The 23,223-nt window shown below is 46.2% G+C and carries 16 protein-coding genes and 7 pseudogenes; 11 read left to right on the forward strand and 12 right to left on the reverse strand.

What is annotated here, in order from left to right:
* Positions 1-203 precede the first annotated feature (203 nt).
* The 3 genes from ATN88_RS02435 to aceB form a co-directional block, all read right to left on the reverse strand.
* Positions 204-935 (reverse strand): GntR family transcriptional regulator, encoded by a 732-nt coding sequence (locus ATN88_RS02435; RefSeq protein WP_067410896.1) that lies wholly within the window; start codon positions 933-935, stop codon positions 204-206.
* 268 nt (positions 936-1,203) lie between these two features.
* The gene (locus ATN88_RS02440; RefSeq protein WP_067410900.1) at positions 1,204-1,644 is read right to left on the reverse strand and encodes a GlcG/HbpS family heme-binding protein; all 441 of its coding nucleotides are present in this window, start codon (positions 1,642-1,644) and stop codon (positions 1,204-1,206) included.
* 54 nt (positions 1,645-1,698) lie between these two features.
* Positions 1,699-3,324 carry a malate synthase A gene (aceB, locus tag ATN88_RS02445; RefSeq protein WP_067410904.1) on the reverse strand — a complete coding sequence of 542 codons (1,626 nt, stop codon included), beginning with the start codon at positions 3,322-3,324 and terminating at the stop codon, positions 1,699-1,701.
* A gap of 299 nt (positions 3,325-3,623) precedes the next feature.
* Here aceB and ATN88_RS28770 point away from each other — a divergent pair.
* From ATN88_RS28770 to ATN88_RS02480, 8 genes and pseudogenes are all read left to right on the forward strand, one after another.
* Positions 3,624-3,917, forward strand: a pseudogene (locus tag ATN88_RS28770) (thiamine pyrophosphate-binding protein); the annotation flags it as partial.
* 51 nt (positions 3,918-3,968) lie between these two features.
* Positions 3,969-5,392 (forward strand): annotated as a pseudogene (gene gcl / locus ATN88_RS28775) (glyoxylate carboligase).
* A gap of 27 nt (positions 5,393-5,419) precedes the next feature.
* Entirely contained in the window at positions 5,420-6,208 is a 789-nt protein-coding gene (gene hyi / locus ATN88_RS02455) for a hydroxypyruvate isomerase (RefSeq protein WP_067410908.1), read from the forward strand.
* A 49-nt stretch (positions 6,209-6,257) separates the two neighbouring features.
* Positions 6,258-7,102 (forward strand): annotated as a pseudogene (locus ATN88_RS02460) (2-hydroxy-3-oxopropionate reductase).
* Between the two features lie 230 nt (positions 7,103-7,332).
* Positions 7,333-8,554: pseudogene (locus ATN88_RS28515) on the forward strand (glycerate kinase type-2 family protein).
* An 89-nt stretch (positions 8,555-8,643) separates the two neighbouring features.
* Positions 8,644-9,258, forward strand: coding sequence for a TetR/AcrR family transcriptional regulator (locus ATN88_RS02470; RefSeq protein ID WP_067410912.1), 615 nt, complete (start codon positions 8,644-8,646; stop codon positions 9,256-9,258).
* Between the two features lie 204 nt (positions 9,259-9,462).
* Positions 9,463-10,029 (forward strand): hypothetical protein, encoded by a 567-nt coding sequence (locus ATN88_RS02475; RefSeq protein ID WP_067410915.1) that lies wholly within the window; start codon positions 9,463-9,465, stop codon positions 10,027-10,029.
* Positions 10,030-10,109: 80 nt separating this feature from the next.
* Positions 10,110-10,406, forward strand: a complete 297-nt coding sequence (locus tag ATN88_RS02480) for a hypothetical protein (protein ID WP_067410920.1) — start codon at positions 10,110-10,112, stop codon at positions 10,404-10,406.
* A 152-nt stretch (positions 10,407-10,558) separates the two neighbouring features.
* Here ATN88_RS02480 and ATN88_RS02485 read toward each other — a convergent pair whose 3' ends face one another.
* Positions 10,559-11,521 (reverse strand): hypothetical protein, encoded by a 963-nt coding sequence (locus ATN88_RS02485; RefSeq protein WP_067410924.1) that lies wholly within the window; start codon positions 11,519-11,521, stop codon positions 10,559-10,561.
* The gene (locus ATN88_RS02490) at positions 11,521-12,588 is read right to left on the reverse strand and encodes a hypothetical protein (protein WP_067410927.1); all 1,068 of its coding nucleotides are present in this window, start codon (positions 12,586-12,588) and stop codon (positions 11,521-11,523) included. Before ATN88_RS02490 ends, ATN88_RS02485 begins: the two co-directional genes overlap by 1 nt.
* A gap of 752 nt (positions 12,589-13,340) precedes the next feature.
* Here ATN88_RS02490 and ATN88_RS28080 point away from each other — a divergent pair.
* Both ATN88_RS28080 and ATN88_RS02500 read left to right on the forward strand, forming a co-directional pair.
* Positions 13,341-13,907, forward strand: a complete 567-nt coding sequence (locus tag ATN88_RS28080; RefSeq protein WP_067410931.1) for a type II secretion system protein — start codon at positions 13,341-13,343, stop codon at positions 13,905-13,907.
* 174 nt (positions 13,908-14,081) lie between these two features.
* The gene (locus ATN88_RS02500) at positions 14,082-14,435 is read left to right on the forward strand and encodes a tRNA-binding protein (RefSeq protein ID WP_067410934.1); all 354 of its coding nucleotides are present in this window, start codon (positions 14,082-14,084) and stop codon (positions 14,433-14,435) included.
* Between the two features lie 76 nt (positions 14,436-14,511).
* Here ATN88_RS02500 and ATN88_RS02505 read toward each other — a convergent pair whose 3' ends face one another.
* The 3 genes from ATN88_RS02505 to ATN88_RS02515 all read right to left on the reverse strand — a co-directional run bounded on the left by ATN88_RS02505 (position 14,512) and on the right by ATN88_RS02515 (position 16,989).
* Positions 14,512-15,003: a peptidylprolyl isomerase gene (locus ATN88_RS02505; protein WP_067410939.1), complete on the reverse strand. Its 492-nt coding sequence runs from the start codon at positions 15,001-15,003 to the stop codon at positions 14,512-14,514.
* Between the two features lie 136 nt (positions 15,004-15,139).
* The gene (gene rocF / locus ATN88_RS02510; protein WP_067410942.1) at positions 15,140-16,066 is read right to left on the reverse strand and encodes an arginase; all 927 of its coding nucleotides are present in this window, start codon (positions 16,064-16,066) and stop codon (positions 15,140-15,142) included.
* Between the two features lie 296 nt (positions 16,067-16,362).
* Positions 16,363-16,989: an OmpA family protein gene (locus ATN88_RS02515; RefSeq protein WP_067410946.1), complete on the reverse strand. Its 627-nt coding sequence runs from the start codon at positions 16,987-16,989 to the stop codon at positions 16,363-16,365.
* A gap of 363 nt (positions 16,990-17,352) precedes the next feature.
* Between ATN88_RS02515 and ATN88_RS02520 the strand changes: the two genes are divergently transcribed.
* Positions 17,353-17,931 carry a hypothetical protein gene (locus ATN88_RS02520; protein WP_067410950.1) on the forward strand — a complete coding sequence of 193 codons (579 nt, stop codon included), beginning with the start codon at positions 17,353-17,355 and terminating at the stop codon, positions 17,929-17,931.
* Between the two features lie 45 nt (positions 17,932-17,976).
* On the opposite strand, the pseudogene ATN88_RS02525 reads toward ATN88_RS02520, so the two are convergent.
* The 4 genes and pseudogenes from ATN88_RS02525 to uraH form a co-directional block, all read right to left on the reverse strand.
* Positions 17,977-19,343 (reverse strand): annotated as a pseudogene (locus tag ATN88_RS02525) (8-oxoguanine deaminase).
* A 69-nt stretch (positions 19,344-19,412) separates the two neighbouring features.
* Positions 19,413-20,845 (reverse strand): annotated as a pseudogene (locus ATN88_RS02530) (nucleobase:cation symporter-2 family protein).
* 125 nt (positions 20,846-20,970) lie between these two features.
* A pseudogene (locus tag ATN88_RS02535) lies at positions 20,971-22,310 on the reverse strand (NCS2 family permease).
* A gap of 107 nt (positions 22,311-22,417) precedes the next feature.
* The gene (uraH, locus tag ATN88_RS02540) at positions 22,418-22,771 is read right to left on the reverse strand and encodes a hydroxyisourate hydrolase (protein WP_067410953.1); all 354 of its coding nucleotides are present in this window, start codon (positions 22,769-22,771) and stop codon (positions 22,418-22,420) included.
* Positions 22,772-23,223 lie beyond the last annotated feature (452 nt).

Raw genomic sequence — 23,223 nt, forward strand, 5'->3', positions numbered from 1 at the left:
AACAATATAAAGTTTATGAAAATCAGTCATTAATGGGATTTTTCACATAGTGGTGGTCGTAAATAGGAGTTTAAATTGTATACAATCTGTGAGTTTGATCGTTCTTAAATCTCGAAATTGATAACTAAAACAGGGCAAAATCGTGAGAACAGGAGGAACAATGTCAGCCTGGTTTGCTGAAACCAGGCTGAAGGAGGGGATGGTTAGGCTTTCTTTTTCAGCACATTTGAGAAGACTGCGTGGAGATCTTTTGAACCTGAGTCGTCGTGCAGGTTGAGCTTTGAGTTGATGTGGTCGAGGTGAGTTTTCATAAGGGAAATCGCCGCCTCTTTATCGCCAGCCTCAATCACATCGAGTAGCTGAGTGTGTTCATCACATGAGCAGTTGGTCTTTTTCGAAGATTCATACAGCGCAATGATCAATGAGCACTGAGATACCAAACTGCGTTGGAAGCTCATAAGAGGAAGGTTATTAGCCATTGCGGCCAGTTCAATGTGAAATTCACCCGAAAGACGGATACTTCGTCCCGTGTCGTTTTGCGCAATTGCTTCATTTTCTTCGGCAACCATGGCTCGGCATTTAGCGATTTGTTCTGGCGTTGCATTTTCAGCGGCTAGCTCAACAATTGCGAGCTCCATGACTTCGCGTGCTTTGAGGATTTGCATGGCTTCTTCCACGGTGGGAGAAGCAACTATCGAGCCGCGGTTTGGACGCGTGCTAACAACTTGTTCTACGGAAAGACGAAGCAAAGCACGACGGATAATAGTGCGGCTTACACCAAAAATTTCACCCAATGCTTCTTCGCTGAGTTTGGTGCCCGGTGGCAAACGTTGTTCTAAGATGGCATCAAAAATATGACCGTAAACGATGTCATCCTGCGTAAGTTTAGGGTTTGTCGGTTTATTTTTCTTCGTTGCTTTGAGAAGCCCTGTCATACAGATGTTCCTTTCCAAACTCGCCGTCTAAGGAGTTTGCTGTTAAATAACGTTTAAAAAGCGAACGCAAAATACTATGAAATAAGTTTTGTATATGAATTGCTAAGCTGATTGTACAACATTGATGTGATTATTGTATCGATGGTGTTGCAGGATTGCGGAGTGGGTATTGTTCCGAGACAGAGACTTAGTGGTAATTAGATAGCGAGCGTGTGAAACTGGCCTCCAAGCACAGTGTAAGTCGTACTCGAAGGCAGTGTTTGTTCTACTAGGCAGGCAGCATGCTATCGGTATTGAATTTGGCCGCAACAATGCCAGCTATTGCGACTTCTTCGTCCGTATCTGAAATGTCGCCAGATACGCCAACCGCTCCCAGCAGTTCCGCGTGATCGTCACGGATTAGCACACCGCCTGGTACGGGAACCAAGTTCCCTTGCGCTAACGTAGCGACTGACGAGATAAAGCAGGGTCTATTTTGTGCATCATCAGCAATTTTGCGGGAAGAGCACCCGAGTGCTAACGCCCCCCAGGCTTTCGCAATCGCAATATCTGGACGCATCATGCTCGAACCATCCTGTCGTTGAAGCGAAATAAGCGCACCACCTTTATCCAGTATTGCTACCGTCAGTGGTGCGGTTTCTCTCTCCTGTGCGGCTTGAAATACCTGATTGGTAATTTCCAGTGCCTTTATCATCGTCAGATTTTCCATGTCGATCTCCTTGATGTGGACGGAGGCAACAAACAATATCGCCTCTAATACCTGTTATTCGAGCTTTGCGTAGCAAGGAATGGTCAGAAAGTCAGCAAAGTCCTTATCCGTAGAAAGGGTGAAAAATAGCTCTGATGCCTGGTCAAATTTCCTGTCGTGATCGTCGTTAGCGTGGGCTTTCATGTCTGCCACTTCTTGGTCAAGCCAGGTTCTGAACATTTCTGTGGTAAAGGTTCTGCCATCGTCTAAATGCACTTGGTGTTTGAGCCATTGCCAAATGTTGGCGCGGGAAATTTCTGCGGTTGCAGCATCTTCCATCAAGCCATAGATAGGGACACAACCAACGCCACGTAACCACGCTTCCATATACAACACCGCTATGCGGATGTTTTTCCTTACCCCTGCTTCATCTTTTGGGCCGATGGAAGGCTGCAACAAAATGTCTTGGTTAAAAGTGCCGTCTGGAATGAAGTGGCTCTGGTGCGTTGCGCCGTTTAAGTATTCATCAAAAATGTCGAGTGCAAGTGAAACCAAGTGGGGATGTGCTACCCATGTACCATCATGACCGTTGGTCGCTTCTCTGCGTTTGTCCTCGATAACCTTCTTCGTAACGCGCGCCATTTCCTCGGGATCTTTCGAGGGGATAAAGGCTGACATACCACCAATTGCGAGTGCGCCGCGACGATGACATGTTTGGATAAGACGTTTGCTATAGGCTTCTAGGAAGGGTTGATCCATGCCAATGGCATGACGATCGGGCAGAACGCGTTCGGTATGGTTTTTCAGTGTTTTGATGTAGCTAAATATGTAATCCCAACGCCCACAGTTCATACCTACGATGTGCTTTCGCAAAGCATAAAGAATCTCTTCCATTTGAAACACTGCGGGCAGGGTTTCAATTAACACTGTGGCTCTGATGGTCCCTGTTTCTGCACCAAAATAGTTTTCCGTGAAGTCAAAGACAGCTTCCCACCAAGCGGCTTCCTCCATCGATTCCAACTTAGGTAGGTAGTAGTAAACACCTTGTCCTTTGGCTTTGCGCGCGGCGTAGTTGTGGAAGAAGTAAAGCCCAAAATCCATCAGGCTCGCTGGCATGGGTTTGTCGTCAAACTGGATATTTGCTTCTTCAAGATGAAGACCGCGAGGACGATGAATCAAGGTCGCAGGCTTATCGACAAGTTGATAGACCTTCCCGGAATTTGGGTTAGTATGCGCAATGGTGCCGTCATTGGCATCACGCATATTGATTTGGCCTTTTACCATGTTTTCCCAGGTTGGCGAGGTAGCATCCTCAAAACAGCACATAAAAACATTGGCACCAGAATTGAGTGCGTTGATCACCATTTTCCGGTCTATTGGGCCTGTGATCTCGACGCGTCTGTCTAGCAGAGTCTCAGGAATGTCGGCCACTTTCCATTCTTGGTCGTCACGAATGTACTGCGTATCTGCGCGGAAATCGGGTAAGGCGCCTTCATCGTAAGTGTGCTGTTTTTCCTTTCTCGCGTTCAACAATGAAGTTAAAGGCTCGGCGAAAGCATTGCACAAGGCATTAAGAAAACGTAGCGCATCCTTACTGAGAATCAGCTTTGCGTCGTCGTTGAATAGTGGCCCCGTCACGTTCAGTCTTGAAGGCGCAGTGGCATTAGTGTTGTTATCAGGGTGAGTTTTTACGTCATACATCGGCAGGTCCTTTCACATAATGTATACAATAAAAGTCATATTTGTGTTTTATAGTAATGGTTATAGTGAACAATAAAAGCACAATGTTAACGCGTTGTGAATATCTAACTTGATTTTTTACTGCTGTTTAAATCCTTTCTTTTCGTTGCTTTTGTCCTTACAGACCGCGCTTTCTCCCAGATTCTCTAGATATCACCCTGTTTAAAAAATGTTAAAAACACCTTGCGATTAATTAATAATCGATCTAAGAATACAATTAACACTCAAATTGTATACAAAAGGAGTTTTGTATGGGGAAGATGAGAGCCATTGATGCCGCAGTAGAAGTTCTGAAGCGTGAGGGGGTGGAAAAAGCCTTTGGTGTGCCGGGAGCGGCAATTAATCCGTTTTACTCGGCATTAAAGAAGGCTGGCGGTATTGACCACATTCTTGCGAGACACGTTGAAGGTGCGTCTCATATGGCTGAAGGCTATACGCGTGCAAATGCAGGTAACATAGGTGTGTGCATTGGTACATCAGGCCCAGCTGGCACCGATATGATTACAGGCCTCTATTCTGCTCAGGCAGATTCCATTCCCATTCTTTGCATTACTGGACAAGCACCAAGAGCACGTCTCCACAAAGAAGATTTTCAGGCTGTAGATATTGAGTCGATTGCACGCCCGGTGACCAAGTGGTGCTCAACGGTACTTGAGCCTGCACAAGTGCCAAGGGCAATTCAACATGCATTTCAGGTCATGCGCTCTGGCCGCCCAGGTCCCGTGCTGATTGACTTACCGTTAGATGTACAACTGGCTGAAATTGAATTCGACATAGACAGCTACGAGCCGCTAGAGCCCTACAAACCCGCGATGACACGCAATCAGGCAGAGAAAGCGTTGTCCATGCTTAATGAAGCCGAGCGTCCTTTGATAGTTTCCGGTGGCGGCGTGATCAATGCTAACGCTTCTAAACTCTTGCAAGAATTTGCAGAAATCACAGGTGTGCCGGTTATACCAACCTGATGGGATGGGGAAGTATTGCGGATGACCATGAACTGATGGCGGGTATGGTGGGACTACAAACCTCTCACCGTTACGGCAATGCCTCATTGCTAGAGTCGGACGTCGTTTTTGGTATTGGCAATCGCTGGGCAAACCGACACACAGGCTCTGTGGATGTGTATACCGAAGGCCGTAAGTTCGTTCATATCGACATTGAACCAACGCAAATTGGTCGCGTGTTTTGTCCAGATCTTGGCATTGTGTCAGATGCTCAAGAAGCACTGGTTGCTCTCATCGAGGTAGCAAAAGAGTGGAAAGCACAAGGTAAGTTGAATGACCACACCGCATGGGTGAGTGATTGTCAGCAACGTAAAGCGACTATGCTGCGCAAAACCCATTATACCGAACAGCCTGTTAAACCTATGCGCGTGTATGAGGAAATGAACCGCGTGTTTGACCGTGATACCTGCTACGTCAGCACCATCGGTTTATCACAAATCGCCGCGGCGCAATTCCTTCACGTTTACAAACCTCGCCATTGGATCAACTGCGGCCAAGCTGGACCGCTGGGCTGGACAGTGCCAGCAGCATTGGGTGTGCGAGCGGCTGACCCTGAACGCCAAATTGTTGCCATTTCCGGTGACTACGACTTCCAGTTCATGATTGAAGAACTGGCTGTTGGTGCGCAGTTCAACCTGCCTTATGTCCATGTTTTGGTGAATAACTCTTATCTTGGCCTTATTCGTCAGGCGCAGCGTCAGTTCGACATTGATTACTGTGTCCAGTTAGCGTTCGAAAACCAGAATGCGCCAGAGCTAGCAGATTACGGCGTTGACCATGTCGCCGTGGTTGAAGGCTTAGGTTGTAAAGCGTTACGCGTGACCGAGCCTGAAAACATCGCGCCAGCATTAGAAGAAGCAAAAGCATTGATGGAGAAACACCGTGTACCTGTGGTGGTTGAAATCATTTTGGAGAAGGTGACGAACATTGCCATGGGTGTCGAAATCAATGCAGTGAATGAATTCGAATCGTTGGCAGAGTCCATTGCCGATGCACCGACTGCGCTAGCTGCCGATCGCCAATGATTTAAACAGACGAATAAGGACTTTGTCATGCCAAAACTTGCTGCCAATTTATCTATGTTGTTTACCGAATTGCCGTTTATTGAGCGTTTTAGCGCAGCGGCTAATTACGGATTTCAAGGGGTGGAATACCTCTTTCCTTACGCTTTCGATGCCAATGAACTCAAAGCAGAACTAGACAGAAATCACCTCAAGCAAGTGCTGTTTAACTTACCGGCGGGAGATTGGGAAAACGGTGACCGCGGTATTGCTGCTGACCCTGCACGTGTTGAAGAGTTTCGCGCAGGCGTTAGCAAAGCGATTGAATATGCCAAGGTGCTGGAATGCGACCAAGTGAATTGTTTGGCCGGTGTTGTTCCATCCGGTGTCACTCAAGAGGAAGCGGAAGATACGCTGATCCAGAACCTAGTCTTTGCCAATGATGCGTTGGAAAGTGCGGGTATTCGGCTGGTGGTTGAAGCTATCAACACCCGAGACATCCCTGGATTTGCATTAACTAATACCAAGCAAGCGTTGCGAATTTGTGATTCGGTAGGTAGTAGCAATATCTCACTGCAATACGACATCTACCATATGCAAATCATGGAAGGGGACATTGCGCCCACGCTGTCGTCGACGCTTGATCGAATTGGACATATCCAAATTGCGGATAACCCCGGGCGTCACGAGCCAGGGACGGGCGAATTGAACTACCACTTCTTGTTTAAGCACATTGATGAGATTGGCTATCAAGGTTGGGTGGGTTGCGAATACAAACCTGCGACAACCACAGAAGAAGGTATGTGTTGGTTAGCGGACTATGGACAAAATGAGGAGTAATGGAATGACGACAATTGCGTTTATCGGAACCGGCATCATGGGCAAGCCCATGGCAGAAAACCTGCAAAAAGCTGGCTATCAGCTTCATCTTTCTGAAAGTCGTTCTCCGGCACCTTCATCATTGGTTAATGGGGGCGCAAAGACCTTTGCTTCAAATGTTGAGGCGGTTAAAGACGCGGAGTTCATTATCATCATGGTGCCAGATACACCGCAGGTTGAAGACGTTTTGTTCGGTGATGGCGGTATTGAAGGCGCGCTAAACAGTGCTAAAACCGTTATTGATATGAGCTCAATCTCTCCGATTGAGACCAAGAAGTTCGCTGCCCGTGTGAATGAAAGCGGTGCTTCGTATCTGGATGCTCCCGTTTCAGGGGGCGAAGTCGGGGCAATTAATGCGGCGTTGACCATCATGGTTGGCGCTGAAAAAGCAGTATTTGAAAAAGCACTGCCATTGTTTGGTGCCATGGGGAAGAACATCAACCTCGTTGGTGACAATGGTGCAGGGCAGGTTTGTAAAGTGGCGAACCAAATTATTGTTGCTCTCAACATTGAAGCTGTCTCTGAAGCACTCGTATTTGCATCGAAAGCTGGGGCAGATCCCGCGCGCATTCGTAATGCGTTAATGGGAGGCTTTGCAAACTCCAAAGTGCTAGAGGTGCATGGCGAGCGTATGGTGCAAGGCACATTCGATCCAGCTTTAGAATTCGCCTTCACCAGAAAGATTTGAATTTGGCTCTGACGGGCGCTGAAGCGCTCGGTGTTGCTCTACCAAATACGCAGTCAGCGCAGGATTTATTTAGCCTTTGCGCCGAGCAAGGCGGGGAGGATTGGGATCATTCCGCGCTGGTCAAAGCGATTGAATCCCTTTCTCAGCACAATATTCGCGGCGAATAGCTGGCTATAACTATTTCCTTTTTAGTTTTTCGATTATCGGTCCTAGTATTTGCCCGCCTCTTTCACGACGGGCTTTTTTTTCTTCGATGGAGACGCGTATGGAGCAGGATGCAACTAAAGAAATTCAGCGACGCAAAGAGGCGACATCATCATTCGAGACCCAATCTTTAGGTGGGTTAACGCCTTCTGTCTTCTTACGGACGTTATTCGACGCTGCGGTCGATGCAGCATTGCCGTATGGGAAACTCGATGAGGTCCTGCCCAAAGATCGTACCGGAAAATTGGTGGTGATTGGGGCAGGAAAAGCGGCTGCATCAATGGCGCAAGCGTTGGAAGATGTATGGCAAGGGCCACTGAATGGCGTGGTGGTGACACGTTACCAACACGGAGCGGCATGTCGCTATATCGATGTTGTGGAAGCGTCGCATCCCGTGCCAGATGACGAGGGTGAAAAGGTAGCTAAGCGAATTCTTGGTATGGTCAGCGAGCTTGATGAGAGTGATACCGTGATTTGTTTGCTTTCTGGCGGCGGCTCAGCTTGTTAAGCTTACCGGCACTGGGCATTGCTTTCTCAGAGAAACAGGCCATCAATAAAGCGTTGTTAAAGTCCGGTGCTGCAATAGATGAAATGAATTGTGTGCGTAAACATCTTTCTGCCATAAAAGGCGGAAAGCTCGCTGAAGCAGCGTATCCAGCAAGCATGCTGACGTTGGCGATTTCCGATGTGCCGGGAGACAAAGAAGATGTGATTGCATCTGGGCCAACGGTGGCAGATCCAACAACACGGTTTGATGCGCTAAGCATACTGAACAAATACGACATTCCCGTCAGTGAGGCAGTGACGAGTTGGCTTCAAAATGCGGCTTCAGAAACCCCTAAACCGGGTGATGAACGTTTGTCGAAAAGCCGGTTTGAACTGATTGCAAAACCATTTTCAGCCTTGATTGCCGCACAGGAAAAGGCAGAAATGCTCGGTATTCCTGCATATGTTTTGGGTGACAACCTTGAAGGTGAGTCGCGTGATGTTGCGCAAGTGCATGCGGCGATGTCCATTAGTGCCGCTCATCACGATCAACCTTTCCTGTACCTTGTGTGATTCTCTCGGGCGGGGAAACCACGGTCACTGTCAAAGGTAATGGCCGAGGAGGGCGCAATTGTGAATTCTTGTTGTCGCTCTATCAAGCACTAGAAAAAGAACCAAATGTCAGAGACAGGATCTATGCCTTAGCCTGTGATACAGACGGAATTGATGGGATAGAAGACAACGCAGGCGCAGAGTTAAAGCCTTCTTTCTACGGTGCAGCGGAAGCGTTGGGGTTGTCTGCAGATGCGTACCTTGCTGACAATGACAGTTATGGCTTTTACAAAGCGTTAAATGCACTGATATTCACAGGGCCAACACGTACGAATGTGAATGATTTCAGGGCGATACTCATTTTGCCAGAAAGTTGAATGTCCAACCTTTTGGTGTGCGGTACTGGATGATTCGTCTGGGATTCATTAAAGTTGGTGTAAGCATTTAATGAATCCACGGATGGGCAATGTCACGTATCAGGACGAAAAATCAGGGAAAGATCATCGAAGTGGCTAGTCAACTGTTCGCAGAAAAAGGCTATGCAGCCACAACGACCGCTGAAATTGCTCAACGTGCCGAAGTGCCAAAACCTAACCTCTATTACTACTTCAAAACCAAAGACAACCTTTATCGCGCTGTGTTGGAAAGTGTTACTCAACCTCTATTGGAAGCCTCATATCCGATTGAGCAACTCAATGACCCAAGAGACGCGTTGACCCAATACATCCGTACCAAGCTCCGCATTTCAAAAGAATATGCCTCTGCCTCCAAAACCTTCGCCGCAGAAGTGATGGCAGGCGCACCGCACCTCCCGAGAGATATCGCCGAAGCTTTGATGGATCAATCGACCATGATTCTCAATAAATTCCAATATTGGATTGAAAAAGGTTGGATGGAACCCGTTCCACCCAAACACCTGATGTTTATGCTTTGGTCTTCCACACAGACCTACGCCGACTTTAACTGGCAGATCTGCCAAGTCAGTGGGCAATATGAACTGGATGATGAAGATTTCGAGGAAGCGGCAGAGTTTTTGGTGAACCTTGTGCTTAAAGGGTGTGGGGTGAAGCATGCGGATTGATGTCGCTTGTTTTTGAGTTTGAAAAATATCTGAATACAGACAATACGCGAAGAAATTTAAAGGAATTGTAATCAGGAAAGCTGAGTGAGATTTTAATCTGTATGACGACTATTGATTGGTCATATTTTGAAAGTTTTGTTGATATAACGTACATTATATTAATACCTTCCAATTTCACTGAATTAATAAGGGAATATGTTCAGAATGAAGAAAGCAATGTTTATGATTTTTTCTCTGTCTCTACTAGGATGTTCATCTACTAGCGCTATAACCACACAAAACGAAAAGTCAGATACGACTATGCAAGGAAACTTACAGCCATTAATTGACCAGTTTACATTCGATCCGCTTTCTAGAGTTAAACTTGTTGATCTTCCTACATATTACAATCGGGTTTTTAAAGACTTAAAACCATACCTCAAAGACCGTTACCCTAATGCATATGTGAGCAGTCCTAATGCTTATGTTATTGACGATGTTATAACGGCCTATACTCCTTGGGTACCAACAAGCAGTGAATACACTGTTTTTCCAACTGCTCACTATCTGTTGATCACAGAAGTGACTGATGTAGATATAACAACTCATCGATTTAATCATGAACAAGTAATTAATCTTTTAAAACAAGAGTATGAGGTTTTTGAAGAAACCACTCCTTTCTTTCACTATGTGTTGAGGTTGACACCAAAGCAACAGGTTAATTTTGAGCAGGAGGTTATCGAAAAACTTAAGCAACTCGATTATGAGTCATCAAGAAATGAATTGTTGTAATCGCATTAAAAACTACACAAGTTGCGCGAGAATGCACTTGGTGATTTGACCTAAGACTCATTATTTATAAGGATTTTAAGTTGAAAATAATTGTAATTGGTATATTTGTGTTTCTCCTTTCAGGATGTTTGAACTTGCCAGAAAAACAGGTTTGGGTAGATGGTAATTTCAACCCTGTAGATGAAGCTAAGCTCGACAAAGCAAAGAAAAAGTGTGGTTATGACGTGTCTATTCCAAACTTGGTTGCAATGCTGGAAGGTAAAGAATATGACGAAGAAGAAGCGAAGAAAGAAATCGAACTGACGCAGCAACGTTCGGCATGTATGGAGGAAAATGGGTTTTATCGGGAAGATGAATCCAAAGTTAATTACCAATAATACAACGATATTATTGAAACGACGTAACATCAATAGAGTTCCCGCTATGTAAATGAAGACGTTGAGTTTTGAACTAGGCATCAATTCAATTTAGCGTCTAAACAAGAAGGGCAGTTAATACTGCCCTTAGTTTTTAACTTTATTTACTCTGCCTAAGACGAAACCACTTCTACCAAGATTTGCTGAAAGTCTTCTAACACAGTGGTGAGTTTCTGACGTGAGTCTATCAAGTCACCATTCTCGTTGGTTTGCCCTGAAAAGAGCATCCATTGTACTTCTGAGTTCAACTCTGCGTGGTAAACCACTGAGGGTTGTCCGTCTTTCTCACTCACACTACCTCGGCGTTTAGCTCGATAATCTCGGTTTGAATCACCAATGGCGTTGTACTCCATCACCAGCGTATGCGCTTTGGGATCGAAATTGGACGTGGTGGAAAGCACCAACGCATTTTCCGCACCTCTCAATGGCATAAACGAGGTTGGATCAACATCTCCGAGCTTACTGTGCAAATGTGGCAGTAGTTGTTGAATGTGCTGCTCGTCGTTGTAGGGGCCTTTGACTGTTTGCGCGAGTAATTGAACAACGTTTCCTTGTTCATCTTCAAACCAGATTGCAGCAAGGTGGTCACGTAATCTCTGCTTAACACTCAGGTTAATATTTATCTGATGTTTGCCGGATTGATCGCCAATGAGTGTTGGGGTGATGCTATGTTGGTATCGCAACAAATCATACTTTAGTACCTCATTGATTTGTCGCTGCTGACCATCTAGCTTACTGCTTTGCTCATACTCAAAAAGCAGCTTAAAGGGCACGACCTGAAGTGCTGCACCAGCAGTAATTGCGGAGACGAACAGTAAACTTAACTGTAGCGTTGGCCCTTTGGCTTTAAACCAATAATGACTGAGCATCGGCAGATTATTGATTAAATGAAGAACCAAAGAGCTGACAAACAATAATGAAAAGCAGATGTGTGCTGTACTTATTGGCGCACTGTAATCAAAGTTCAGCATTAGAAAGGCAGTGACGGACAACCCGCTGAAAGAAACGAGCATAGTGATGCTTGCAAAGGCACGGTCTAAACTTGCGGTTTTCTGGATTGATTTAGCTATAGCCATCAGTTTGACTCCTTCGCAGTGAATTCAGGCATTTCAACGATGAGTCGATGAAAATCCAATATAGCGGTGGTTATGCCTGTCATATCTGGGTCAATATCACCGTTCTGTCCTGAACGATGGCTATGGCCCAAAGCAGTCAAGATGTAAAAGTCTTGGGGTGAATCAAGATCGATCTCGGTGCGATAAACGATAGCGGGTTGACCCACTTGGCCACTGCCGCTGTAAACAGGATCATCGGGAAATCGGTCTCTGGAATAATGTTCATTCCAATCGTAAGACTGGTTGGCTTCGACTTTGACAACGAACTGTCGTAGATCTGCATTATTGAGTTTGCTGTTAACGATAAAGTTCGTTCTTGGTGTTGCTGCCGTGATGCCGTCAACTAAGGGGTTTTCCAAACTTGGTATCGCGTATGTAATGTCAGTGCCCAACGCTTTTGCACGTGCGTGTAACCAATGCGGTACCGCTTCTTGACGGTGAATATTTTCGCTGCGGTTTAGCGGGTTGGTCATGAAACCTTTACCGAAGCGACGTGTGCTATAGAGTGTTTGCAAATAATTCCCCTGCAAGTCTTCAATCCACATAACGAGTGCCATATCGTCGCCAAAACTGGTGCCTATGCGAGCGGTGAGTTTTATTTCTGGTCCAGAGGCTTGCTGATTTAAATTGTCAACTTGGTAGTTCCGAGATGCACCTTCTTCAAGAGGAATATACAGTTGGCTTATATCTTTATTTTCATATCTTGCATTACCGCCATAGTTTAGTATTTCATTAAATGGTGGAAGCCAAGACACAATACCCACTAATAGACCAACACTGATAATGGTTACTGGAAGTAATTTACTCGGGCTGTCTGCGATATATTTTCTCAAGGATGGCAGGTGTTGAAATATATGCCAGACCGCGAAGGCAAATAACACGACACCCACACTAATATGTACTGTGGCGATGCTATCTGTGCGCGATTGAAAGAACAGCCAGTAAGCACTGTACAGAAGAGGAATGATCAGCAGCATTAAGCAGGAACTTAAAAGGCTGCGTTTGTTACGCATGACATAAGGGATCATAGGCAAATCCTTTTGCTCTGATGGTAGAGGCTGATGCTAAACATCAGCACGCTTTTGTGTTAACGGAATGTTAATCAGACTAGAGGGTTTACTACTTATGTGGAATACAAAAAACGCCAATGAAATACGTTACTATTCGATGTTTGCGATTGATCGCAGTATTTTTGGGATTTAATGTGGGTAATTAATTTATTTTATGGTGGTTAATTAGCGTTTTTGTCGAGGTGAAATTAAAGCCAAGTGCTTAAAAGGTCTAATTTAATATTTAAAGTCAAAGTAAATGATATTTTTGGATAAAGTGTTTTTCCAAATTGAGAAAGGTAACCGCATTTTTATTTGGTTTATCAACGACAGAATGAGTTGATAATGTTTGCCCAGCATAACTCAACGCGTTTGATAGGTCCTGCCGCAACCGGGGCGTCTAACTTTATCATGGCCACGAAAGTCAGTGGTCAAAGCGTCTCACACGGCAGAACAATGTGATTTTTCTTTTAGCGGCACACACGCACCATCTAGCGGATGCGAAAGATCACATCTCTCTATCATTGCTTAATCAAATGTTCTCATAATTGCCTTAAGGTGGGCTTAGGTCGGTTTTATCTGCCAGACATCGTGATAGATTTTCAAGAGATTTGGTGCTTATGACAGGCAGTGCTGTTTCGAGGACTGGTGAGTGGTTTACAGGAGTAGTAGAAAAGCACTCATAAATTGATTTCGTGACTTAATCACAGACTCGCAAGGAGGCGAGAGAGTTGCGGCAGAATGGCTTTACATTAATTGAATTAATCACCGTTATAGTCATATTAGGCATACTAGGTGCAGTGGCATCACCAAGGTTTTTAAACTTTCAAGATGATGCAAATGAGGCCGCCATGCTGGGTATGAAGGGCGCAATCGCGTCTGCTGAAAAATTGACGGCAATGAAGATTCACCTGGACCCCGATGGTTTAAGTGCCAACCAGAGCCGATATACCTTAGATAACGGTCAGACAATTCGCGTGCGAGGAAAACTACCAGATGGTAGGTGGAAAAACACGTTTGCATACTTGGTCGAGATCAGTGATATCATACAAGTATCTTCGAACAACTGTCGTAACGAAGGCTTTAAGTGGTGCGTGCGACAACGCAACGGAGGATGGTTTTCAAGTCGCGGATACTCTGACCTAGGCACCGGACGAGGTTTTGTGATTTATCCTTTTGGCAAGAACCTCAATCGAGATCGCTGTTATATTTACTTCCTAAACCAGAATAGAATTGCCAACCCTTCTGTCGTACAACCCTCACTCGTAGGTCATGATTTCAGCCAATGTTCTACCTAGTGATTAAAATTGCTAGCGTCTAAACAGCAAGACAAACTGTCTGTGGTCTCCCGTAGTTATCTTCGTCTTTATCGATATAATGGTGGTTATTTGGCCCGCATTATCTCACCTTTCATCAACGCGCTGCTTATCGCATCGATGTGTGAAATGTGAATCAGTCATAAGGAACACAAAATGACTCCAGCCCCAATCAAAGATGAAATCACCTTCGACGATTTTGCGAAAATCGATATTCGAGTAGGGACTATTGTGGATGTTAGTGAAGTAGCGAAATCCGACAAACTGATGAAACTGACAGTGGATTTTGGCGATCACACCCGTTCTATTCTTGCAGGCATTAAGCAAGAGCGTGACAATCCAAAAGAAATCGAAGGCAAACAAGCTCTGTTTGTGGTGAACCTTCCAGAAAGAAAAATGGCAGGCGAAGTGTCGCAGGGGATGCTGTTTGATATTGGGTACGAGGATAAACTTAAACCGTGCTTGGCTTGCCCTGAGAATCAAATACCGAATGGTGCGAGAGCAGGTTAGCCCAGAAAGGTTGAACAAAGCGAATGTACGAGGCAATAACAGATTGCTGACATTCGCTTTTTCGTTGGCTGAGAATCTAGCTGATGGTTACTTTAGTGATCACAATCGGTTCGCAAGGCACATCATCGTGACCAAGCCTTGATTTGGTCTTCACCTTAGCAATGCTGTTTACCACGTCCATACCTGCTGTGACTTTGCCAAACACCGCGTAGCCCCAGCCCAAGTTTGTCGTCGCTGTGAAGTCGAGAAACGAGTTATTCGCCAAGTTGATGAAAAACTCTGAAGTAGCAGAGTGCGGTGCATCGGTACGTGCCATCGCAATGGTACCAATTTGGTTTTTTAGGCCACGGTTGGCTTCATTGGCAATAGGGCTGTGCGTTGGTTTTTCAACCATGTTTTCGTCGTATCCACCGCCTTGGATCATAAAGCCGTTGATCACTCTATGGAACGTGGTGCCCTCGTAGAAACCTTCTTTGCAGTAACGCATAAAGTTCTTTGACGTGACAGGAGCCTTGTCCATATTGAGTTCAATTTCGATATCGCCGACGTTTGTGGTTAGAGTGATCATGTTGCCAAAGCCTGTTTTCAAATACGGGCAGGGAGTATAAACCCAAATTTAGTCAAAAGGCATACGGTAAATATTTGGAGATAGGCTCTCTATGCGAGAGCCTTATTTGTTTATAACTCTTTCTCGTCGATATCTATTAAAGCACGCTACTGCCAAAGGCACTCAGTACCAATTTTACCGCGCGTTCAGCGGAGATGTTTCCTCTGTCTAAGAAGGGGTTCAGTTCCACCAAATCCATTGATGTCATTTTCTTCGTTTCTGCGCACTTCTCTAAAAGAAGGTGCGCTTCACGGTAAGTAACACCACCAGGAACCAAGGTGCCAGAGCCCGGAATCACTTCAGGGTCGCAGCCATCTACATCAAAGCTGACGTGAAAGCCCACCGTGTCTTTCGTGACGATCTCTAAGATCTTATCACTGACTTTAGACATGCCGAGTTCGTCAATGTCACGCATGCTAAAGACGTGGATCCCTGACTCTTTAATCAGCTCTTTTTCTTTTTCGTCGATATCTCGTACACCCACTAACGCGACGTTTTCAGGTTTTATCTTGGTTTTAGAACTCAAGATACTCGTAAATTCTTTGTCGCCGTAACCGAGCAAGTGAGCGAGCGGCATGCCATGAACATTGCCTGACGGAGATATACCGGGAATATTCATATCTGCGTGTGCATCAAACCAGACCAATCCAATGTCCTGATTTTTGCTTTGGTAATAATCTGCAATGCCTGAGATTGAGCCCATGGCGATGGAATGATCGCCGCCGACAATTAACGGAATATCGCCTTTGGTTAAGGCATCTCTTGTTACAGTCGCCAAGTCTTGGCAGACCTGAAGGATTTCACTTCGAAACCGCATCGCTTTGCCGGCTTCACTTGGTCGTGATTCTTGAGAGGGCACGGCTACATCTACTTCTTGGGATATTTGAAATCCCATGTTCTTTAATTGTTCTCCTAAGCCGGCAACACGCACAGCTGAAAGTCCGCCATCTGTGCCTCGTCTCGAAGCACCTAGGTCGACAGGAACGCCGATGATTTGGATCGAGTTTGATGATTGTCTTTCCATAACAGTCACTCTATCGGTGTGAGGGTAGGATGAGGCGTTTTACCGACGCCTTCGATTTTTGAATGCATTCAGTAAGTGTATATCACGAGGGATTTAGGTTCAGAAATATACAGGGAATGTAAAAACGAAGATTCTTTATAGAACCGCGAAGAGTGAAGCGTTGCTCTCGAACGAGAGACGAGTAATGACGGGAAATAAAGCTAAAGAATCATGATTTATTCAGTAGTCAAAATGCACAATTAACCGACGTAAATAAAAAGGCACCGAGGTGCCTTTTAGTGTTCATATTAAAGCGATTACGCTTGATTCGGAACAATCTGAATTTCAACGCGACGGTTCTTCGCGCGGCCGGCAGCAGTCGCGTTTGAAGCGATTGGCTGAGTTTCGCCAAAGCCAGTAGCGTAGAGACGCTGTGCGTTGATGCCTTGCATTTGCAGGTAGTTCTTCACGCTTTCAGCACGCTTATCAGACAAGGTCATGTTGTAAGACGCATCACCAGAACTGTCGGTGAATCCTTCAATGCTTAGCTGTGTTTTGTCGTATTTAGTCATCACGCGAGCCACCGCATTTAGCGTGGTATCAAAGCTTGGTGAAATACTGCTTTGGTTGGTTGCGAAGGTGATGTTTGAAGGCATGATCAAACGAATATTGTCGCCTTCACGAACAACATCAATACCTGAGCCTGCAAGCTCATCACGGAATGCCGCTTCTTGTTGATCCATATACTGACCAACGGCTGCGCCGGCTAGAGCACCAATAGCCGCGCCGATAAATGCGCGCTTGTTTTTATGGTTGCTGGTCGTCTTGCCGATAAGTGCACCACTCGCGGCCCCAATTGCGGCACCGGTGCCAGCATTAGACGCACAGCCACCTAGCGCAAGTGACGCTGCCAAAAGAGTGATAACGGGAATTGATTTACGCATTGATATGGTACTCCTCAATGATGCTCTGTTATGTTTTTTCTGAGCATATGCGTACGGAAGGCGGGAACCATACTCCTCTGAATCCACGTACTGTCAGGTTACCGTTAAATTTCAGTGCTCTTTTGCATTTATTGCGCTTTGAGAGTGGTTGGTTTGTAAAAGTGAACAATGAATACACACTGGATGTTTAAAAAACGTTCGGGCGGTGTCGTGTAAGCTAGCGGCCTTTCATTTTTGTCTTAACTTTCAGCTTCATCGAATTAGAAAGGAGAACATTGTCGATTCTTGTTTTAGATACAGCTAATGGAGTGAAATTACCCATAGCCTTCTCCTTGCACTCTCAATAAAGAAGGGGATTAGAGAATGAGATCGACAGTCTCAACGTGGCTGCTTTCCGCCGCATTTATCAGTTCACCTATGTTGGCAAATGCGGACACATATTTGCCTTCGAATAGCGTGGTTGTTGACGCTTATATTGCGGGTGATGAACTGACTCAATCAAACAATGGCAGTATCAAGGTTGTCGAATACAACGAAGCGGAGATCAATTTTAATTATTCGTTTGATACCACGTCACACATTTTTACCGCTCCAGAAACTGGCCTTTATAGTATTGATGCGAGGTATGCGCAGCGAACATGCGGGTTTAAGTACCTCTTGCGGATTGGTATCTCGTTACCCAATGCTGTGCCTCCGGGTAGCAACGCCTCCATCGGCCCTGTGACCTTTGCAAACAACGATACAGGATGCGCCATTCCCGGTGTTGCGGCAGTCAGCAGCATTATGAAATTGGAGAAAGGCGAAACCCTTTTTATCCAAGCGAGATATCAACGTGCGCAATATGATGTATCACCTTGGAACTACAAAAACCGTTATCAAAATCGCCTTGTAATTACATATCTTGGTTGTAATTTCTGTGGTGGGCCATCACCAGCGAGCTAGGTCGATGTTGTCGCTTAGCGCGTAATGCGAAAATGAGGCACGATGTCAGTGCCTCAATTTGGATGCTTTTTCCGCTAATCGTTTTGCCGCTGCCCGGTGTTGTACCATTAATTCTGCCGTGTCCACGTCGACCAATGCGCCATCTTTCACCCGCCATTCGCCGTTTACCATGACTCTGTCTGCACGGTTTGCGCCACAAAGTACGAGCGCGGCGAGAGGATCGTGACTCCCTGAAAATTGGATCTCATCGAGTTTAAACATGGCGATATCGGCAAGCATGCCTTTGGAAAGGGTGCCAATATCCTTCCGACCAATGTTTCGCGCTGAACCTTGTGTTGCCCAGCGGAACGCATCAAAGTGACTGACTTTTCCTGACCCATAACGCAGGCGTTGAATGTAAGTGGCCATTCTAAGTTCGTTTACGAGGTTGGAGCCGTCGTTGGAAGCCGAGCCATCAACGCCCAGACCGACAGACGCCCCCGCAGCTTCGAGTTCGAGGTTCCTGCAAATCCCCGAGGCGAGCATCATATTAGAGCTGGGACAGTGACATATGCCAATGCCTGCCTGTCCAAGGCGTTTAATTTCTTCCTCATTGAAATGAATGCCATGCGCAAGCCAGGTTTTGTCATGTAGCCAGCCCACTTCTTCAAGATAGTCGACGGGGCGATAGCCAAACCGCTCAAGGCAGAAGTTCTCCTCATCAATGGTTTCACAAAGATGGGTGTGTAGCATGACATCATGTTGCTTGGCGACGTGGGCGGTTTCTTTCATCAGTTCAGTGGTCACCGAAAAAGGCGAGCAGGGTGCCAGTGCGATTTGGGTCATGCCGCCAAATTCTGGCTGGTGGTAGTCACTTATCAGACGAATGCTGTCATCAATGATGGTTTGCTCGCTTTGAATGGTGTGTCTTGGCGGCAATCCTCCCTGATCTTCACCAAGCTCATTGAGCCACGTGTCAATACCGTTCTTAGCCCCAGCTTTCTCGTGGCTTCAACCTGTATGTCGATCGCGTGTTCGAGGCCAACGGGAATCAAATAATGGTGGTCGGATGCGGTTGTGCAACCTGATAGCAATAGCTCTGCAGTTGCGAGTTCTGTTCCTAATCGCATCATTTCTTCGTCTAATCCTGCCCAAACGGGATAAAGAGCCTTTAGCCAATGAAAGAGTTCTTTATCTAATGCATCTGGGTAGGCGCGGGTAAGCGTTTGGTAGAAGTGGTGGTGTGCGTTAACCAAACCGGGCAGAACAACATGCTCTGAAGCATCTACGGTGATGTTTATAGGTATTGAAGGTTTGGTCCCTTTGGCAACGAGTTCAACGATGGTGTTTCCCGTCACAACAATACCACCTGTCGCGTCTTCGTTGTTTCCCGTCCAAATCCCAAGCGGATCTTTAATCCAAATCGTGGTCATTTTCGTGCATCCTTTGCTAAAAGATCGCCCCACGTTTCAGTGAAAAAACGCAGGGCGAGTGAGGGAAAATTATTGAGTGGGTTTGGAGCCTTGTTCGTCTTGAATCTCACCTTGTGTGTTTGAACTGGCCATCACAGGATCGGCCGTTTCTTCACTCAATGGTTGTGTGTATTCACTGTTCAGTTCTTCCTCTTCAGCTTGCTTCTCGGCGTGAACATCCTCTTTTGATTTCGGCAAAACAAGATTCAACACAACCGCTACGATGGTACCTGTGGTGATACCAGAGTGAAGGAGTTGAGCAATGTCATGGTGCATGTGCTGAAGCAACGAAGGTTTGATGGTGACGGCAAGGCCGGCGGCGAGAGAAACACAGATAACCAAGGCATTGCGACGCGTGTCAGCCGCTTTAACCAACATGCGAATACCGGCGTAGGCGATCATCCCGAACATGATGAAACCAACGCCACCCAAAACGGGTTTAGGGACGGTAACTGCCAAGGCACCGAATTTAGGGAACAGACCAGCAAGGATTAATAAGCCACCTGTTGTGCCTACAACAAAACGGCTAGCGACACCGGTGATACCAACAATCCCCACGTTTTGGCTGAAGGAAGCAAGAGGCATTGCGCCAAAGAAAGAGCCGATAGCACTGCCGATACCATCGCCCAACAGACCGCGTTTTAGATCTTTACCTGAAATCGTGCGATGACAGTTGCTGGCGAGGGCAAGGAAATCACCGGTGGCCTCTGCAATAACCACAATGTAGGCAAGGCACATGCTGATAATGGCTGGCCAAGAAAAGCTAAGCCCGAATTTCAATGGTTCTGGCGCTGCAAACCAACTGGCTTGAGCGATTTGATTCATATCGACCATGCCCATGCTTAGCGCGACAAGGTAGCCGCCCGCCAGACCAATCACGATCGCAGATGCTGCAACGGAGCCTTTTGCATAAGTCGCCACAAGTAATACGACCAGCAAAGAAATGCCTGCGAGGAAGAGTTTGGGAAGCGTTGCAAAATGTTCACTGCCGGCCGGGGCATCACCAACCCAGTTCATTGCGACGGTAGAATGGTTAAGCCGATCAGTGTCACGACTACGCCGCTGACAACGGGAGGAAAGAGCTTTCGAATCTGCTCCATGAAAAAAGCAGACACAATCACCATACAAGCACCGACTAAAGCGGCACCCATAATACCGGAAACGCCGTCCGCTTTACCGATGCCAATGGCGATGCCTAAAAAAGCAAAGCTGGAACCCATGACGACGGGTAATCGAATGCCAACGGGACCAAAACCGATACATTGCACAATGGTGATGGCACCTGAAACAAACAGAGCTGCATTAATTAGCGTGACAACGTCACTCGTTGGTAAGCCGATCGCTGTTCCAACGATGAGGGGAACAGCAATAATGCCGCCGATGGAAGCGAGCATGTGTTGAATCGCAAGCAGAATGGTGGAGCCTACGGGTGGTTTCTCGTTTAACTCATAGAGCAGTTTCATAACGTCTTCCTCTGACTGCCTAGATTCCTTATGTGTGGCAGCTTTGATGGTGAATATTGAATTACCCTTGGTCCTAAAACGAAATAAAGAAAAAGGGACCTCTGCGGGTCCCTAAATGGTTGTAGTTAGATAAGAATCAGTTTGAATACGAACAGGATGCTCAGCACATACATGGCGACGGAAATATCGGAGAATTTTCCGGTGCCAGCTTTCAGCACTGTGTAGGTGATAAAACCAAGTGCGATGCCGTTCGAAATAGAGAAGGTCAGCGGCATCATCAGTGCAGTTACAGCCGCTGGGACCGAATCAGTAAAGTCATCCCAGTTAACGTTCTGAATACTGCTCATCATCAGAAATGCTACGTAAATCAGCGCGCCAGCCGTCGCGTAAGCCGGGATCATACCTGCCAACGGTGCAAGGAAAATTGCGGCTAAGAATAGAAGGCCGACGACAATGGCTGATAGGCCCGTACGTGCACCTGCAGACACACCGGATGCACTTTCTACATAACTGGTCACAGGTGGGCAACCAAAACACGCACCAATCACGCTCGACATACTGTCTGCTTTCAGTGCGCGTGGCAGCCCTTCGATCTCGCCTGTTTCTTTGTTGATGAGCTTCGCGCGTTCAGCAACACCCATGAGTGTGCCCGCGGTATCAAAGATATTGACGAACAAAAACGCGAGGATGATGCTGATCATGCCAACGTTTAGTGCACCTGCGATATCCATCGCCAAAAAGGTGGGTGCAATGCTTGGTGGGGCGGAAAAAATGCCACCATATTCGACAAGCCCTAGCCCTAAACCGATGAGGGTAACGCTGAAAATACCAATTAATACGGCACCAAAGACCTTCTTAACCGATAGTACCGAGATAATAAAGAAGCAGACGGCAGCAAGAATCGCTGGAGCTGAGTGAAATCGCCGAGCGTAACCAGTGTTGCCTGACTACCCACAACAATGCCTGCACTTTTAAGGCCGATGATCCCAAGAAAAAGCCCGACACCTGCCGTCATGGCGTAACGAAGCGACGCGGGGATGCTGTTAATGATCCATTCCCTGACGCGAGAGACACTTAGTCCCACGAAAATAACACCGGAAATAAATACAGCACCAAGCGCGACTTGCCAGCTGTAACCCATTTCACCCACTACGGTAAACGCGAAGAAAGCGTTCAGGCCCATGCCCGGTGCAAGTCCAACAGGCCAGTTGGCAAACAGACCCATCATTAATGTACCAATAGCCGCACCTATGCAGGTGGCGACAAAGAGGGCACCAGGATCCATGCCAGATGCTGACATGATGTTCGGGTTCACGAAAATGATATACGCCATGGTGGCAAAAGTGGTGATCCCGCCGATCAGTTCATTTTTGATTGAGGTGCCATGCTGGCTTAGCTTGAAGTAACGCTCGAGAAAGCCACCTTTTCCTATCGATTGTTCAACAGTGCTTTGCTTTTCCATCATTTCATTCCTGTTGTTATAGGAGCTGCTGCGAGTTTTCCTTTTCGCATGATTCCTTTGGCAAATTGCCAGTGGATTTACGCTCGATAAAGTGTTCGAGCAGAGGCAGATTAACTGCCTCTGTATGTTGAGAAACTGTAGGGTGATACAAGCAGAGGGACGTGGTAGTGCGAGTCAGCATCATCGACGCCGAATCGAATCAACACGTCATCAAGAAAAGGAACGTCACTCAATGCTACGCCGCTGTTTTTAAAATAGTCGGCGGTGTTAAATTGCAGTTGATATTTGCCCGGTTGGAAATCCGTTCCACTCAACAATGCTTCGTCTGTTCTTCCGTCTTGATTGGTTCTCGTTGTCACTACATGGCTTAGGCTGTTGCCTTCGACCCTGAATAAGGTGACTTCGATGTCTGCCCCTGGCCGTCCATGCGCGGTATCGAGAACATGTGTTGTCAGTCTTCCCATCTGTGTTGTCCTTTCTTTGTTATGTTTAAGCACTAAAACTCGAACTGCAGTGCTTTTGCTGTGCGCGATTCCCTCATTACTTCTTGGATACTAATACAGAAGCGATTGTTAGCTTGCTTCTCACTAGCAAAGGTGAAGATGAATTCACCAACTGTGCACATCTATAAAACTAAAATGTACACAATGATTAATTCTTGTAAAGGTCAAAAATTGTGCAGTAGCAATTGTAAGAATTCTGCAATATCCCTTGAAATTAAAGCATCAACGCCCGTTCTTTGTGTCCATTATAGATTTTTTGGATTTTCTGAAACTTGAAGGTGGCAACATTTTGTTAACTTGTTCTTGTAAATTGTATACAAAATGTAATACTAAAAATGAGCTTGCCGGGAATAGGGCAGAGACAATGTGTTTTCTCCCTTCTTACAGCTGAATAATCAAAACGGCAACGTTAG

This window comes from Enterovibrio coralii, from assembly GCF_001559595.1.
GTDB classification, from domain to species: Bacteria; Pseudomonadota; Gammaproteobacteria; order Enterobacterales; family Vibrionaceae; genus Enterovibrio; species Enterovibrio coralii.

What these genes read in the sequence shown, in the direction of transcription:
- ATN88_RS02435 (WP_067410896.1), bottom strand. Translation starts at nt 935, where the DNA reads ATGACAGGGCTTCTCAAAGCAACGAAGAAAAATAAACCGACAAACCCT.
- ATN88_RS02440 (WP_067410900.1), bottom strand. Translation starts at nt 1,644, where the DNA reads ATGGAAAATCTGACGATGATAAAGGCACTGGAAATTACCAATCAGGTA.
- aceB (WP_067410904.1), bottom strand. Translation starts at nt 3,324, where the DNA reads ATGTATGACGTAAAAACTCACCCTGATAACAACACTAATGCCACTGCG.
- hyi (WP_067410908.1), top strand. Translation starts at nt 5,420, where the DNA reads ATGCCAAAACTTGCTGCCAATTTATCTATGTTGTTTACCGAATTGCCG.
- ATN88_RS02470 (WP_067410912.1), top strand. Translation starts at nt 8,644, where the DNA reads ATGTCACGTATCAGGACGAAAAATCAGGGAAAGATCATCGAAGTGGCT.
- ATN88_RS02475 (WP_067410915.1), top strand. Translation starts at nt 9,463, where the DNA reads ATGAAGAAAGCAATGTTTATGATTTTTTCTCTGTCTCTACTAGGATGT.
- ATN88_RS02485 (WP_067410924.1), bottom strand. Translation starts at nt 11,521, where the DNA reads ATGGCTATAGCTAAATCAATCCAGAAAACCGCAAGTTTAGACCGTGCC.
- ATN88_RS02490 (WP_067410927.1), bottom strand. Translation starts at nt 12,588, where the DNA reads ATGATCCCTTATGTCATGCGTAACAAACGCAGCCTTTTAAGTTCCTGC.
- ATN88_RS02500 (WP_067410934.1), top strand. Translation starts at nt 14,082, where the DNA reads ATGACTCCAGCCCCAATCAAAGATGAAATCACCTTCGACGATTTTGCG.
- ATN88_RS02505 (WP_067410939.1), bottom strand. Translation starts at nt 15,003, where the DNA reads ATGATCACTCTAACCACAAACGTCGGCGATATCGAAATTGAACTCAAT.
- rocF (WP_067410942.1), bottom strand. Translation starts at nt 16,066, where the DNA reads ATGGAAAGACAATCATCAAACTCGATCCAAATCATCGGCGTTCCTGTC.
- ATN88_RS02515 (WP_067410946.1), bottom strand. Translation starts at nt 16,989, where the DNA reads ATGCGTAAATCAATTCCCGTTATCACTCTTTTGGCAGCGTCACTTGCG.
- ATN88_RS02520 (WP_067410950.1), top strand. Translation starts at nt 17,353, where the DNA reads ATGAGATCGACAGTCTCAACGTGGCTGCTTTCCGCCGCATTTATCAGT.
- uraH (WP_067410953.1), bottom strand. Translation starts at nt 22,771, where the DNA reads ATGGGAAGACTGACAACACATGTTCTCGATACCGCGCATGGACGGCCA.